This is a genomic window from Chryseobacterium geocarposphaerae, from assembly GCF_002797535.1.
Taxonomy (GTDB): Bacteria; Bacteroidota; Bacteroidia; order Flavobacteriales; family Weeksellaceae; genus Chryseobacterium; species Chryseobacterium geocarposphaerae.
Genome location: NZ_PGFD01000001.1, coordinates 2,315,710 through 2,328,263, shown reverse-complemented (window position 1 = coordinate 2,328,263; position 12,554 = coordinate 2,315,710). Strand labels below are relative to the sequence as shown.

Here is a 12,554-nt window from a genome sequence, read left to right as displayed (position 1 = left end):
TTATATTTTTAGTGTGTGTATTAAAACGGAATGCAAAAAATGGGCAAATTTCTCAAAGTTGTGTGGGATAATAAGATTCTGAACACAAAAGCACCAAAAACAGATACTATTTTATAAAATTTCTATTTTTTGATCACCTTAGTGATCTCCTTCTTTGAATCTTTACCTGAAACTTCAATAAAGTAAGCTGCAGACGGTAATTCTGAAATTTGAATCTTCCCCGATTGGATATCGGAAGTTTTTACCAGTTTTCCGTCCAGACTGTATATTCTTGCTGTTGAATAATTGTCTGTGTCTCCTGTGAACTCCACAAAGTCTTGTGCAGGATTTGGATATACTTTAAAATTTTGCTTTTTAGATACATGATCATTTACTGCTAAAAAAACTTCATTGAGAGCCTGTGCTCCGCTTGTGGATTGATTGATGCTAAGTAATGGTACACTAAGGGTTCCGCTGGTAGAACTCAACAACGGAAATTTATGAGTGCTGTCAAAATAAGTGTATGAAGTATTGATCACGCTTCCGATCGGAAAAAGATAATTGGTATCTGTAGATTGGTATAAGTTGAAATTCTGTACAGATTTTATCCTTAAAACATTAGAATATGTTTTCGGGCCCACGAGAAGAGTTCCTGAAGCATCCGCCGTAGTGACAATATTTCCTTTAAATAATCCAGAAGCTGCTGTTGAAGTAAAAGTTCCTTTCGCAGTATCGGTATTTGAGTAGCCAAAGCTTGCAGGGTAGGTGATAAATGTTCCATTATCGGCGGCAAAATTTAAAGTTGCAGTAGGAGTGATCACTCCCGTAATTTCAAGCTGGGTTGCCGTAGCTTTATATAAAACAGAGTTTCCGGTATCATTCATTTTGATGGTAGATCCGGGATAGGTACTGATTTCAGAAGAAGTAGGAGCTATGTAAGTTACCTGTGAAGCAGCTCCTTGTGTCAAAGATGCATTGTTGAAGGTTGTATTGGCTCCTGTTGCGGAATTATCAACCGTTCCGTTAACCACAAAATTATTCACGATATCTCCCACAAGAGGATCGTTAAATGCTTTGGTTATGGTAGTTTGTGCTGAGCATAATCCTGAGAATGCAAATATGAAAAGTAGATTTTTTTTTCATAATTAGAAATTTTGTTAAATATAAATAAAAAATAAGATGTAAAAATGGCTTTTAATTAATCATAATCTAATTTTTATGATTAGTTATAAAAAACCGTTCAAAATAATTGAACGGCTATTTCTGTGCGCTAAAGCTTTATTTTAATTCTGACTGATAAGCATCTTACGGTAATGATAAATGTCCTCGATCGTTACTACGGTCATTTCTCTTTTCTCTGCAAAATCTGCAATTTCCGGAAGCCTTGCCATGGTTCCGTCTTCGTTGGTCAGTTCACAAAGCACAGCATCATCACCTAAGTTGGCAAGCTGTACCAAATCTACACTTCCTTCCGTATGGCCACGTCTTTCAAAAACGCCGTTCTTTTTAGCGACTAAAGGAAATACATGTCCGGGACTTGCAATGTGCTCCGCCAAAGCATTTTCTGCAATGGCTGTTTTAATAGTCGTTACACGGTCTTTCGCTGAAACCCCGGATTCTACACCTTCTTTGGCTTCTATGGAAATGGTAAATGCGGTTTGATTTTTGGAATTGTTGGCTTCCACCATCGGGCGAAGATTGAGATGTCTGCTTTTCTCTTCAGAAATACACAGGCAAACAATTCCGCTACATTCGCGGATTAAAAGTGCCATATCTTTTTCTGTGATGGTGGAGGCGGGAAAGATGATGTCGCCTTCATTTTCACGGTTTTCATCATCTACTAAAAGGATTCCTTTGCCTTGCTGTAATTTCAGGAGTGCTTTTTCTACACGTTCTTTCGGAGTAGCTCCAAATTTTTCTAATAATTTTTCCATGTTATTTTACTGTTGAAAGTTAAAATACACTTCGGTACATGGAAATGAAATACAATACAAGAGTCCATCGAAATAGCCTCACTAATTGTCTCATTTTCTTCTCCCATCCAGACTTTAACTGTCGGTTTTGGAATTTCACCAAATCAGTCCTCTCAAAAAGAAAGGAGTCGCGGACTGTAACCGCCGGTAGGGAATTTCACCCTGCCCCGAAGAAAACTTATGCTAAGTTTTACTGTATGTTCTGTTTAAATTTTTAATTCATTAATTTTTGTTTAACGCACAGACTGCTAATTTCGGGAAGTTTTTTGAAATAGGGAAGAGGTTTTTTGATAATTTGGAAAGGACTGGATGATGGAAGTTATAAAACTTCAATTTGTTTTTTCCATTAGTTTTAATTCAAATAAATAATTTACCTCAAGCTGCTTCCAGCTTTTTTCATCAGAAAAGTTCAGAATTTAAAGATTTTAATTCTTCCTGAGTCGGATGGTTTTTAAAATCAATAAATTTTTTAAATTCAGGAGTGTCGTCACAGAAAATAATGTCAAAAGTAAAACGGTCGTTTCCGTACAGGCCCCGGTGAATCATATTGGCGGAGAATACTAACAGGTCTCCACGATGTAAGCTGATTGTTTTTCCCCGGTGAAGACTGTCACTTGGTTTTCTTCCGTTTAATGAAAGCCTGGTTTCTTCTTCTTCCTTTACATCCCACGTTTTGTGTGTTGTGGGAATTAATTCAATTCCTAATTCAGGCTGTAACGGAATTCTGAAATGAAGAACGTTCTGGGTTTTGATTTTTTCTTTTTGTTCGTCAATACTCATTCCGGTATACTGAATGTCACGATGCCAATAATTGGTCTGATTTTTATTGAAAGGATCGAAGAATAACTGGGTATTGAGAAATATAGCTTTTTCTGGAATGATGGCTTGAATAATCTTTGAAATTTTATCCTGAGCAATGAATTTGAAAATTTCCAGGCGTTCTTCCGGACTAATAAATTTACTTGAAGTAAGACTGTGACTGTTGATTAATCCGGACTGATAATCTTTTTCGTTTTCCTTCAGCCAGTTTTCATGGAACTTATTTATGATAACTTCGATTTGCTGTAGTTCTTTATCTGAAAAAAAGTTTTCTGAATGAATATAGCCGAAATCGTTGTAGTGAGTAGCTGTATTTTTATCCATCTTATTTTCTCAAAATTTTTTCCATTGTTTTTCCTTTTGCCAATTCATCAATCAGCTTGTCGAGATAGCGGATGTTTCTCATAAGCTCTTCTTCAATGTCTTCAATACGATAGCCGCAGATAACTCCTTTTATCAGAGTTACGTTAGGATTAATCCTGGGTGCTTGTTCAAAAAAAGTCCTGAAATCAGTTTTGTTATCTAAAATCTGCTGCAAACTTTTTTCATTATAACCGGTTAGCCAAGAAATAACCTCATGAACTTCTTCTTTGGTTCGGCCTTTCTTTTCAGCTTTAGCGATATAATGAGGGTAAACACTTGAAAAGGACATTTGATAGACTTTTTCGTTATTTTTCATTGCTAAATGATTTGGATAAAGATAAAAAAACGCTCTGATTTTTCAGAGCGGTATTTTTAAGAGATCTTCGCCATAGAGTTTTGTTCTTCCAACTCTTTCATCAGTTTCAAAAGCTCTTTTTTCTTGTAAAAATATTTTCTGTGAAGAAAATAAGGAAGATAATTGATAGCCTTCATCAGAAGCTGAAGGTTGTGTTCCATATATTCGTTGTTATTAAAATAAGGATGCTCTTTTTCCGTGTAGAATTTCAGGTCCTTTATATCTTCTTCATTCATTTCTTTAATGAGCATCTCATTCTGATAAAAAACGGTAATCTGGTATTTTAATTTTTCCTCAAGAGGTTTAAGATCGCTAAAGTTTTTTCTAATCTGTTCGAAAGGAGTTTTCGTATTCATGAATGCCGTTGCGTTCATTAAATCAATATACAGTTTGTATTGATCATCATATTCGGCATCGTATTCTCTAAAACTTTTGTAAAGCTGTATGAAGTCAGCTTTTTTCTGTTGCTCTTCTGCTCTCTTTGCAAAATAATTGTAAATAACAGCGTCATTCTGGTGAATCTTTTCCTTAATCTCTTCAATCGTTTTCTGAACAGTTGGAATTAAAGTTTTTGCTTCAGTCTGTTTGTATTTTTTACCGTCATAATCAAACGTTTTAATGGCATACTCCTTTTTGGAAATGGCCTCTACAGTTTTGAGATCACTTTCAAGAGCAATTAATGTATATACCCATTCCACTTTTTCCTTACTGAAAAGTTCATCGAAAGAAATTTCATCAGTTAATTCACCTTCTTTTACGGTGAAATCGGGGTTTTTGTTGTCATAATAAGCATTGAAAATTTTATCAAATGAATCTTTCTGATATTGTTTTTCAAATTCGGACCGAAATTCTTCAAATTCCAGATCTGTTTTTTGTTTCTGGTATTGTACTCGTGAAAAAAGCTTTGAAGTGATTTGTTCTTCTGTTTTCTGAAAGTTCTTGAAAATACTTTTTGCAGGCAGATTGTCCTGCTCCTTTATAATATTTAAACTTCTGAGTTTAGTGATTCTCTCTTTTTGAGAAGGATGTGAAGCCCACTGGTTCTCAATATTGAGTTTTGATTTATTAAATAATCCTGATTCTGAAAGCTGAATGTTGGGAAGTCCGTTTTTAGATTCCACTTCACTCTGCTCAGCAAGAAAATTCATGACAAAAAACTGTTCGCGGTAGATATTTTTACTCGATTCGTTTTTAGAATATCTGTTATCATAAAAGCTTAGAACATTCTGATAAGAATTGTTAGCAAGCTCCAGTCTTAAAAGCGATTCTTCCAATGCAAGCGAACCTGCAATATTAGCAGCTACTTCATCTGCATGAAATTCCATTTCTCTGGAAAGTGCCATATGGCGGATATTGACAAAATTATACATCTTTACCAAAATCCACTTGATTTTTCCGGTAAAGAAAAATGCCAGGGCTGCAAATATGGAAAAATAGCCGCTTATACTCGCGAACTTTTCTACCGAATTACGGTAAGATTCATCATCATTTACCAGGTTGAAAATGATCTGATTAACATTGTAGACATAACTTCCCACTTTCATGGAACGCTGGGAAAAGTGCCCGAATTCGTGGGAAAGAATGGCTTTCAGCTCCTGTTTTGTCGTGGTATTGATCAGTCCCATTCCAATGGTCAGATTTTTCTGAATGGGTAAGAACATGCTCCAGAAACTTGAATCATAAAAAACGCTTGCGTTCACATCATAGGAAAGGTAGACTTTTTTGGGGGCATTCGTTCCTGCTTCCTGTACGATTTCGTCGATCATTCGGAAAAGCTCCGGCTCGTCATTTCTTCTGATTTCAGTAAGGTCACTTCTGTCGTTGATGTGTTTTTTAAATAAAAATTTAATGATAAAAAAGAATACGAAAAGTCCGGTTCCTGCCAAACCTGCCCCTAACATAAGGGTGATAAACATTGGTTTCGCGGCGATGATTGCTATTCCACCGGCAATGCATCCAAGCGCCAAAGCTATTGTAAATAAAAATAAAAGGATATAAACGAAAATGAAAATGGCAATAGAAAATACAGCCGCTTTAGTTTTCTTCCTAAAATCCTGAGAAACTTCAATGTACATGGAAATAATTTTTTACAATAATACGTACAACGGATCAATAGAGCAAAAAAATCTCCTGAAATTGAATTACATTATTCTGCTTCAAAGTAATTAATATCAAGTAATCCCTGTTTAAATTTTAAGCTGATCGTATCTCCTCTTTTCAATTTTGAAGCGTCTTTTAATCCGGAATATTTAAAATAATCGGATTGATCAATAAAGTCATCCGGCTGTTTCGTATTTTTTTGCTATGAAATATTTGTTATCAGTAATACTTAATGTCCGGTAAGATTCAATAATTTCTTTCTTTGAGTCAAACCTATTGACCCATAAACAAAAGCAAGTAATAGTAGTCTGCATTAGGAGAAATACTGAAAAGCAGATAAAAGAAGTGAAAACAATGGTATTTAAAATTTGATTGAACTTAAATTTTCTCAGAAAGCCTATTGTCAGCATTATACACATTAAGATTACACTGCCAATCAGGGCTATTTTAAGATAATGACTTTCTTGGAAGGTCTGAATATCTTTTGTTAAGTAGTATTCCTTTTGTTTCGGATTGAAGATAAAGGAGATGACTGCAAACAATAAGAGATAAATTAAAAAGTATTTATATCTGGAGATAAGAGAGACTAACTTATTTTTCATTTATGCAAATTTTTCAATTCTGTCTTTTATTGCTGTTTTAAGGATGTCAATATGTATATCTTTCAGCTTTTTGAACCTAATACAGTATCCGGTAACACTCGCTTTACCTATTTTTTCTCCATAGGTTTGAAGCAAGTATTTTTTATCATCAATTCCCATGATGTAAACTGAAATCCCAGTTGTATTCGCGCTTATTCCGATCTGATAAAATTCTTTTGAAGTTCCGTCTTTGTATTGTATTGAATAGACTCCATAGCCGATATTAGGGTTGGAAACTATTTTGCCTTCTTCATTTTTACCGTCAAGGAACCAAAGTTTAGATTCCGGCATGAGTCCTAAAATGATGTTGTGGAGCTCTTGAATATCGCTGCGTTTGGATTCCGGCATGCTGGTTATATAGTCCTGAATTTGATCTTGGATGGTCATTGATTTAGTTTCATAAATAATTTTCGAATATAACAAAACCGCTCTGAAAAGCTGAACGGTTTTATAATATAAATATATTTAATTGTATTTACTTAATTGGTATTTGCTACATCAGCATCCTTATAGATATTCCAGAAATTATAATCCGTCATGGGAGCATCGGTAATTCCTACGTTTCTTCCCATGGTTACAATTTGCCCTCTGTGATACGTTCCGTGTAGAACAATATGCTGAATGTATTCGTATTTTGAAAAATCACACTGGAACCACTGAGACTCGATTTTTACATTTTTTACAAGATCTTCCTCTGATAATCCTTCCACATAATCCATCAGTTTTTGAGAATTGTTTCTGAGTGCATTGAAAATTTCCTCTTTACCGGTGATTGCTGAGGTCGCCGCAAAATCAAATTCATCATTTTCTCCGATATAACTCCACCAATATTCCTGAGTTTGCAAGATGTGATGTAGTGTTTTTAATATGGTCGGAAAACTTGAAATAACTTCCTGGTTGAGCTGTGCATCAGATTTGGTAGAAAGCCAGTCGATGTACTTGTTGAACACCCAGTTGTTGTACTGGACGGTGTGGGTGATTAAAGTTTTTAGATTCATAATATTAATATTTTGTTTGGTGATTTAGTCTGCTATAAAAATAATAAAATAGTAGCCTGATTGAGCAAGCCAGAAATCTTAAACAGTTTTTATATTTTAAAATAACGGTTCCCCATTCAGGTCTGTAGTCAATACTTCGCTCATATAATCAAAAAAAGGACGCATGGCTAATAAGGTGAGAACCGCCTCTTTCTGAAAACCATCAGAAAGAACTTCTTTATCTGTAAATTTTCTCATGACAACATATTGTTTTTTTCTAATGAGGTTTATGGAGGGATGATCTTTATCAAAGCCTCTTGGAGCAGTTTTTACGGCATCACCTTTAATTTCTCCAAAATATTTTATGAATGTATCGTCTGAAGTAATCCTTTCAATTTCTGCAGTACTGATTTCAAAATCTTTACGGATGCGGAGCAGGTCTTTAGCATCCGGTCCCCAAAATCCGCCACCTACAAAGCTGTTCCCGGGGTCCAGCTGAATATAATATCCGCCTCTCAACATGGGTTTTGTACGGGAATATCCAACCCCGAAATTAGTCTTGTACGGAGTCTGGTCTTTGGAAAAGCGGACATCCCTGTAAATTCTGAAAATATGGATTCCTTTTAAGTTATCGTGTTCCTGAAGCTCAGCATAAATCTTATTAAACAATGTTTTGTTTTCTTTTACAACCGAATCATATTCTGCTTTGTGCTGGGCAAACCATTCACGATTGTTATTTTTTTCTAATTGTTTAAGAAATTCAAAGGTTTTTTTCATTGGTGATGTTTTATAGAGTATTGCGATTTGCAATTCTAATTAATAATTTCAGCATCCGGATTTTCCCGAAGCTTGGCGATTCTTTCCCGCCAGTTTTGGAGCTCTTCGTCTGTTAACCGGATCCAGTCTGTTACTTCACCGACAATTCTCACAGGTTTTGTACTGCGATAAGATCGGGTAGGGTTTCCCGGAAACTTTTTATCGGTTACGTTGGGATCATTTTCAAATTCTCCTGTCGGTTCCACGATATAAATCCGTTCACGGCCATCACCTTTTGCCAATGCAGCAGCTAATCCGGCGCCGTTTTGTAAGGCAGTAAAATAGATATGGTTCATGATGATCTCGGGATAATAATTCGATTCAAATCCGGCACTGAGCAGATCACCGATTTGTAAATCAGCTTTTGTACCGTGGTAGAATGGCCCGTTATCCAGAATTGTTTCGTCTTTTTTGTTTTCCATTATGAAAGTGTTTTTGAGGTTGGAAGAACCTGTAAACTTAGGAATTTGTTTTGGAATTAAAAAACCGCTTTGGGAATTGAGCGGTGTTATGTTTGTGAGTATAGGTGAGGCAATCGAACCAGTAAAGTGTGATCTTTATTATTGTAGTTTTGTTTCAACCCCTTTTTTTAGAGCTTTTAATTCTGGTTCTGTTAATTTTCGATGATTGATTTCTTCCCATAATAATTGAGCTTTTTCAAAATCTTTTATTCCAGTCTGATTTACAGCAGCTCCCCACATCAAAATTGTAAAATCTTTTTTGTTGTATAAAACTTTATCGAAAGCTATGAAAGCTCCATCATATTTTTCCACAGTATTTTTAAAGTCGAGTTTTCCGCCTTCTTTTGATTCGGTTTTAATAAATTCTTCCAAATCAGTGTTCATATTCTTAACGATTTGCGAAGATAATTTGGCGCTTACCAAAAAAAAGTAAAATTGTAATTGATGATAAAATTCTTTTCATGATTGTTTTTATTAATATTCTTATCTTATCACCCTAACTTTCTGCAAAACCCCTTTCTCATTTTTGTAAGTAAAAATATACGTTCCGCGTGGTACTTTTGTTAAATCTATATTTTTATTGTAATAAGCAAAACCTTTTCCGACTTCTTTTCCATCTATTGTATAAACAGTGTATTCAAACTGATTGCTGTTATTTTTATTACTGATCGTAAAACCGTCTCTCTGTGCATTGGTATAAACTTTTGATTTAAACACATCTTCATTGGTTGCTGCAGCGGAAAGTGCTTCTTCGCTAATATCAGCAACCTGAATGCTTTTAATGGCTGATTTGGTTGAAGATGTTGTGCTTCCACCTATGATGTATAATTTATCGTTATATATTTCCGCAGCAGCATGTCTTCGCGGGATCATGTTTGAAGATAACTGATGTAATTTATTGGTTTCAGTATCAAAATAAGCAAGAAAAGTTTGATTATTATAACCCCCTGCAATAAAAATCTTATTACCGGATACCGCTAATGAATGACCGGATATCGCAGCAGGCATCGTGTATTGCTCAGTCCACATGTTTTTATTGAGGTCGAAAACATTTACCAGACGGGATGATGTACCGTTAAAGCCACCAATAACATAAAGTTTATCATTCACAATTTTGCCTTTTGTTTCTCTGGCTTTGGGCATATCTGGTAATGGATGCCACGTATCTGAAGCAATATCATAGTATTGGAATCTGTTAGAAAATACTGTGGTGGCGGCATTGTTTAGCCCACTTCCTCCGAACGTATATATTTTTCCGTTGTGAATGGCAGAACCTGCATTTCCTGTATAGGCATGATTAACAGCTCCCTTCGTTATTTTATGAGTTTCAAGGTCTACAATTTCAAGATGACTATTTCCCCAGCCGTTAAAAATATAAATTTTATTACCGTAAGTCTCTGAATTGGAGAATCTTTTAGGAACCAAAGTAGAATTTATTATACTCCAGCGGTTATCTTTAATACTGTATTTCTCAATAATAGTGGCATTACCGTCCGTATCTTTATAACCATTGCTCACATAGATATTGCCATCTGCAATGGTACTTGTTACTGCTCCTCTTCTCACAGACATATCCGAAAGATGTTTAAAATTTAAGGTTTGTGCATTCGCGAAGAATATGCCGAAAAATGAAAGGAGGAATAATTTTGTTTTCAAGGGTGTTGAGATTATTTTATATTGACTCAAATTTAGGAGATTTTGAGTGACAAGAATCTATTTTCCAATAAGTTTTTTGACCTCATTGTACTTATCTGAGTTTTCTAATTCTTTCCAAAAAAACTTTTTATATTTTGTTCTATCAAATGAATCATTTTTTCTTAAATAAATCCATATGGAGTCCTTATCTGCAATAATCAGTGTATGAGAATTTAATCTCTGTCCATAAGACCATATTTGTTTAAATGTTTCTTCTAACTCTTTATTGTTTTTTATGTGAAATTTACTTTCGATCAACATAGAAGCTTTTTCATAATTCTGTGTTTTATCAGTAAGAAATGCATAATCTGGATAGTTTCTTTCACCCCGCCCCATACGAATAGATAATTGACGAATCCAGTCTTTTTCAATATATCCAATTCGTTTTAGAAATGGTTCTATTAAATTTATTTCTACCTCTCTTTCATTTTGTATTTCCTTATTTTGCTCATAGGTATAATTATATAATTGTGGTAGATTTGAGGAATTATATCCTTTTTCATTAAAAATCTCTTGCAGGCGTAAATAATCTTCAGAAGATAATGGATAGCCATTAATTCCTTGGAGGTTTTTCCTTACGAGTGGATTTTTACTAAAGTGTTTATCTGCTTTCAATTCGTGAATTGTAATTGGTGGAACCTTTTGACCATTCGTAATATAAATATTACTGTAATAATGAAAAAAGGGATCTGCAATTCCATCTCTTTTTACTCTCCATACAGAATGAATATAGCTTCGGGGTGCTAAACAATAAACTACTAAAATATCTCCTCTTTTAGTATCAATATTTCCCTGCCAAAAAGATGAAATATTTGAGTTAAGATTTGTATCTAAAAATTCAAAATCTTCTCCATGTTTGTCTCCTCCAATCCACCAAACTTGTGAAGGTTCAGGTAATTCTTTTTCATCATCAGTTTCCTTTATGAATTTAGGAGCAAAGTCGTACAGGAAAGCACAGAATTCAAAATCTGTCAATTCATTTTCTTTTTGGAATTTATTGAAACATTTGCATAAGTCTAAGTAATGTAAAAATCTTTCTTTTTTATATCTTTTTAAAGGAACCTTTGGAAGGTCTAAATGAAAAGTATCTGCAATCTTAGTTAATAAATCATAGTTGTTTTTAAAAAAGTATGGCTTAAATATTTCCGGATATTCATAAAATAGCCAAGTTGAAACTATAGAAATTAAATGGGTAAAATCATCTTTTAAAAGTGGGATTTCTTTTTCACCATCTTCAAATATTAATTCAATGCCATTATCATAGATATCTTCTAAAAATAGATTGGCTTCTTGATAGTTTTGGATTGAGTTTAATTTTGGATTAATAGCGAAGTTATATAAATTTAAAATAAAATTTGTAGCTTTTTCTTCTGAAAACTCAATGTTATTTATAAACTTATTTGAAATTGAGTCAATATCGCTATTCTGAAATATTCCAATAGTTTCTTTTGCTTCTGTAGTTTGAAGATAATTATTCCACGTGAATTTATTTAATTTCATTGGTTAATGTTTTTAAGCTTAGTTTTCTAAATTACGTATTAGTATCGGAATTTTTAACTTTATTTTGTCGTTTACTAATTGATGACAATGCTTTCGCTAAAGTAATATGTTATACAAATGGATTCCTTACGGAAAACCATAAGGCAAACAAAAAACCGCTCTACAAAAAGTAGAACAGTCAGTATATTAATTTGCCTCGGTCGCTGACTGTTACATCATTCCCGGCATTCCACCACCCATTGCCATAGATAGTTTGCCTTTTTCACCTCAATACTTTCTCCAAAACCAGCATATGTTTTGCTTGGATACCATTCTCAAAAATAGGTTCAGCATAGTGGTCAACAAAGAAATTTTTTTGATTTCCATAAGTTCAAAACCTAGTTTCTGATACAGGTAGAGTTGTGAGGTGCTTGAGTTGGCGGTTCCTATGATCATGCTTTTTATTGCCTTTTGTTGCGCGGCCTGAATAGCATTTTCAATCAGGAAACTACCGATTCCCTGCCCCTGAAGTGCTGCTTTAACGGCAACATTTTTAATTTCAACCGTATCAATTGTTAGGGGAAAAAGAACAATGACACCCACTGTTTCTTTCTGTTGTATCACTATAAATACATCTGAAGTCGGGAGGTATTCGTCAACCAATTCTTTGGAAGGATCTGCTGATAGCAACAGTTCATAAGGGACCGGACTGTTTTTGTCCAGTTTTTTTAATAGAAGGTTATACTCTTTGGTTCTCATAACGGATCTTCAAATGTAAGAATAAACAAAAAACGCCCTATAATAGAAAGGTTTTGATTTATCTGTATAGGTTAAGACTACATTATTTCCGGCATTTTGCCAACTATTGGCATAGGCAAATATATTTTTATTATATT

The 12,554-nt window shown here is 34.3% G+C and carries 13 protein-coding genes and 1 riboswitch; all 13 genes read right to left on the bottom strand.

The annotated features are described in order from the left end of the window. Positions 1 to 122: 122 nt before the first annotated feature. Positions 123 to 1,034 carry a T9SS type A sorting domain-containing protein gene (locus CLV73_RS10360; RefSeq protein WP_228424313.1) on the bottom strand — a complete coding sequence of 304 codons (912 nt, stop codon included), beginning with the start codon at positions 1,032 to 1,034 and terminating at the stop codon, positions 123 to 125. Positions 1,035 to 1,262: 228 nt separating this feature from the next. Then, positions 1,263 to 1,913, bottom strand: coding sequence for a 3,4-dihydroxy-2-butanone-4-phosphate synthase (gene ribB / locus CLV73_RS10355; RefSeq protein WP_100376738.1), 651 nt, complete (start codon positions 1,911 to 1,913; stop codon positions 1,263 to 1,265). A gap of 91 nt (positions 1,914 to 2,004) precedes the next feature. Continuing rightward, positions 2,005 to 2,131: riboswitch (FMN riboswitch) on the bottom strand. Between the two features lie 220 nt (positions 2,132 to 2,351). After that, positions 2,352 to 3,095, bottom strand: a complete 744-nt coding sequence (locus CLV73_RS10350; RefSeq protein WP_100376737.1) for a phytanoyl-CoA dioxygenase family protein — start codon at positions 3,093 to 3,095, stop codon at positions 2,352 to 2,354. Position 3,096: 1 nt separating this feature from the next. Next, a complete protein-coding gene (locus tag CLV73_RS10345; protein WP_100376736.1) occupies positions 3,097 to 3,450 on the bottom strand; it encodes a DUF2200 domain-containing protein in 354 nt (117 codons plus the stop codon). A gap of 56 nt (positions 3,451 to 3,506) precedes the next feature. Next, positions 3,507 to 5,564 (bottom strand): M48 family metallopeptidase, encoded by a 2,058-nt coding sequence (locus CLV73_RS10340; RefSeq protein ID WP_100376735.1) that lies wholly within the window; start codon positions 5,562 to 5,564, stop codon positions 3,507 to 3,509. Between the two features lie 627 nt (positions 5,565 to 6,191). Next, a complete protein-coding gene (locus CLV73_RS10330; protein ID WP_100376733.1) occupies positions 6,192 to 6,617 on the bottom strand; it encodes a DUF1801 domain-containing protein in 426 nt (141 codons plus the stop codon). A gap of 92 nt (positions 6,618 to 6,709) precedes the next feature. Further along, positions 6,710 to 7,228 (bottom strand): DinB family protein, encoded by a 519-nt coding sequence (locus tag CLV73_RS10325; RefSeq protein WP_100376732.1) that lies wholly within the window; start codon positions 7,226 to 7,228, stop codon positions 6,710 to 6,712. Positions 7,229 to 7,324: 96 nt separating this feature from the next. Then, positions 7,325 to 7,984 (bottom strand): DUF2461 domain-containing protein, encoded by a 660-nt coding sequence (locus CLV73_RS10320; RefSeq protein WP_100376731.1) that lies wholly within the window; start codon positions 7,982 to 7,984, stop codon positions 7,325 to 7,327. Between the two features lie 35 nt (positions 7,985 to 8,019). Further along, positions 8,020 to 8,445 carry an NAD(+)--rifampin ADP-ribosyltransferase gene (arr, locus tag CLV73_RS10315; RefSeq protein ID WP_100376730.1) on the bottom strand — a complete coding sequence of 142 codons (426 nt, stop codon included), beginning with the start codon at positions 8,443 to 8,445 and terminating at the stop codon, positions 8,020 to 8,022. Between the two features lie 138 nt (positions 8,446 to 8,583). Beyond that, positions 8,584 to 8,868, bottom strand: coding sequence for a hypothetical protein (locus tag CLV73_RS10310; protein WP_100376729.1), 285 nt, complete (start codon positions 8,866 to 8,868; stop codon positions 8,584 to 8,586). Positions 8,869 to 8,967: 99 nt separating this feature from the next. Further along, the gene (locus tag CLV73_RS10305; protein WP_100376728.1) at positions 8,968 to 10,056 is read right to left on the bottom strand and encodes a T9SS C-terminal target domain-containing protein; all 1,089 of its coding nucleotides are present in this window, start codon (positions 10,054 to 10,056) and stop codon (positions 8,968 to 8,970) included. Between the two features lie 141 nt (positions 10,057 to 10,197). Beyond that, positions 10,198 to 11,679 carry a restriction endonuclease subunit R gene (locus tag CLV73_RS10300; RefSeq protein WP_100376727.1) on the bottom strand — a complete coding sequence of 494 codons (1,482 nt, stop codon included), beginning with the start codon at positions 11,677 to 11,679 and terminating at the stop codon, positions 10,198 to 10,200. 267 nt (positions 11,680 to 11,946) lie between these two features. Next, complete coding sequence (locus tag CLV73_RS10295; protein WP_228424311.1) at positions 11,947 to 12,417, bottom strand: GNAT family N-acetyltransferase; 471 nt, start codon at positions 12,415 to 12,417, stop codon at positions 11,947 to 11,949. Positions 12,418 to 12,554 lie beyond the last annotated feature (137 nt).

Coding starts and splice junctions, on each gene's coding strand:
- CLV73_RS10330 (WP_100376733.1), bottom strand. CDS start 6,617: ATGACCATCCAAGATCAAATTCAGGACTATATAACCAGCATGCCGGAA.
- CLV73_RS10350 (WP_100376737.1), bottom strand. CDS start 3,095: ATGGATAAAAATACAGCTACTCACTACAACGATTTCGGCTATATTCAT.
- CLV73_RS10320 (WP_100376731.1), bottom strand. CDS start 7,984: ATGAAAAAAACCTTTGAATTTCTTAAACAATTAGAAAAAAATAACAAT.
- CLV73_RS10300 (WP_100376727.1), bottom strand. CDS start 11,679: ATGAAATTAAATAAATTCACGTGGAATAATTATCTTCAAACTACAGAA.
- CLV73_RS10310 (WP_100376729.1), bottom strand. CDS start 8,868: ATGAACACTGATTTGGAAGAATTTATTAAAACCGAATCAAAAGAAGGC.
- CLV73_RS10345 (WP_100376736.1), bottom strand. CDS start 3,450: ATGAAAAATAACGAAAAAGTCTATCAAATGTCCTTTTCAAGTGTTTAC.
- CLV73_RS10340 (WP_100376735.1), bottom strand. CDS start 5,564: ATGTACATTGAAGTTTCTCAGGATTTTAGGAAGAAAACTAAAGCGGCT.
- CLV73_RS10305 (WP_100376728.1), bottom strand. CDS start 10,056: ATGTCTGTGAGAAGAGGAGCAGTAACAAGTACCATTGCAGATGGCAAT.
- ribB (WP_100376738.1), bottom strand. CDS start 1,913: ATGGAAAAATTATTAGAAAAATTTGGAGCTACTCCGAAAGAACGTGTA.
- arr (WP_100376730.1), bottom strand. CDS start 8,445: ATGGAAAACAAAAAAGACGAAACAATTCTGGATAACGGGCCATTCTAC.
- CLV73_RS10325 (WP_100376732.1), bottom strand. CDS start 7,228: ATGAATCTAAAAACTTTAATCACCCACACCGTCCAGTACAACAACTGG.
- CLV73_RS10295 (WP_228424311.1), bottom strand. CDS start 12,417: ATGAGAACCAAAGAGTATAACCTTCTATTAAAAAAACTGGACAAAAAC.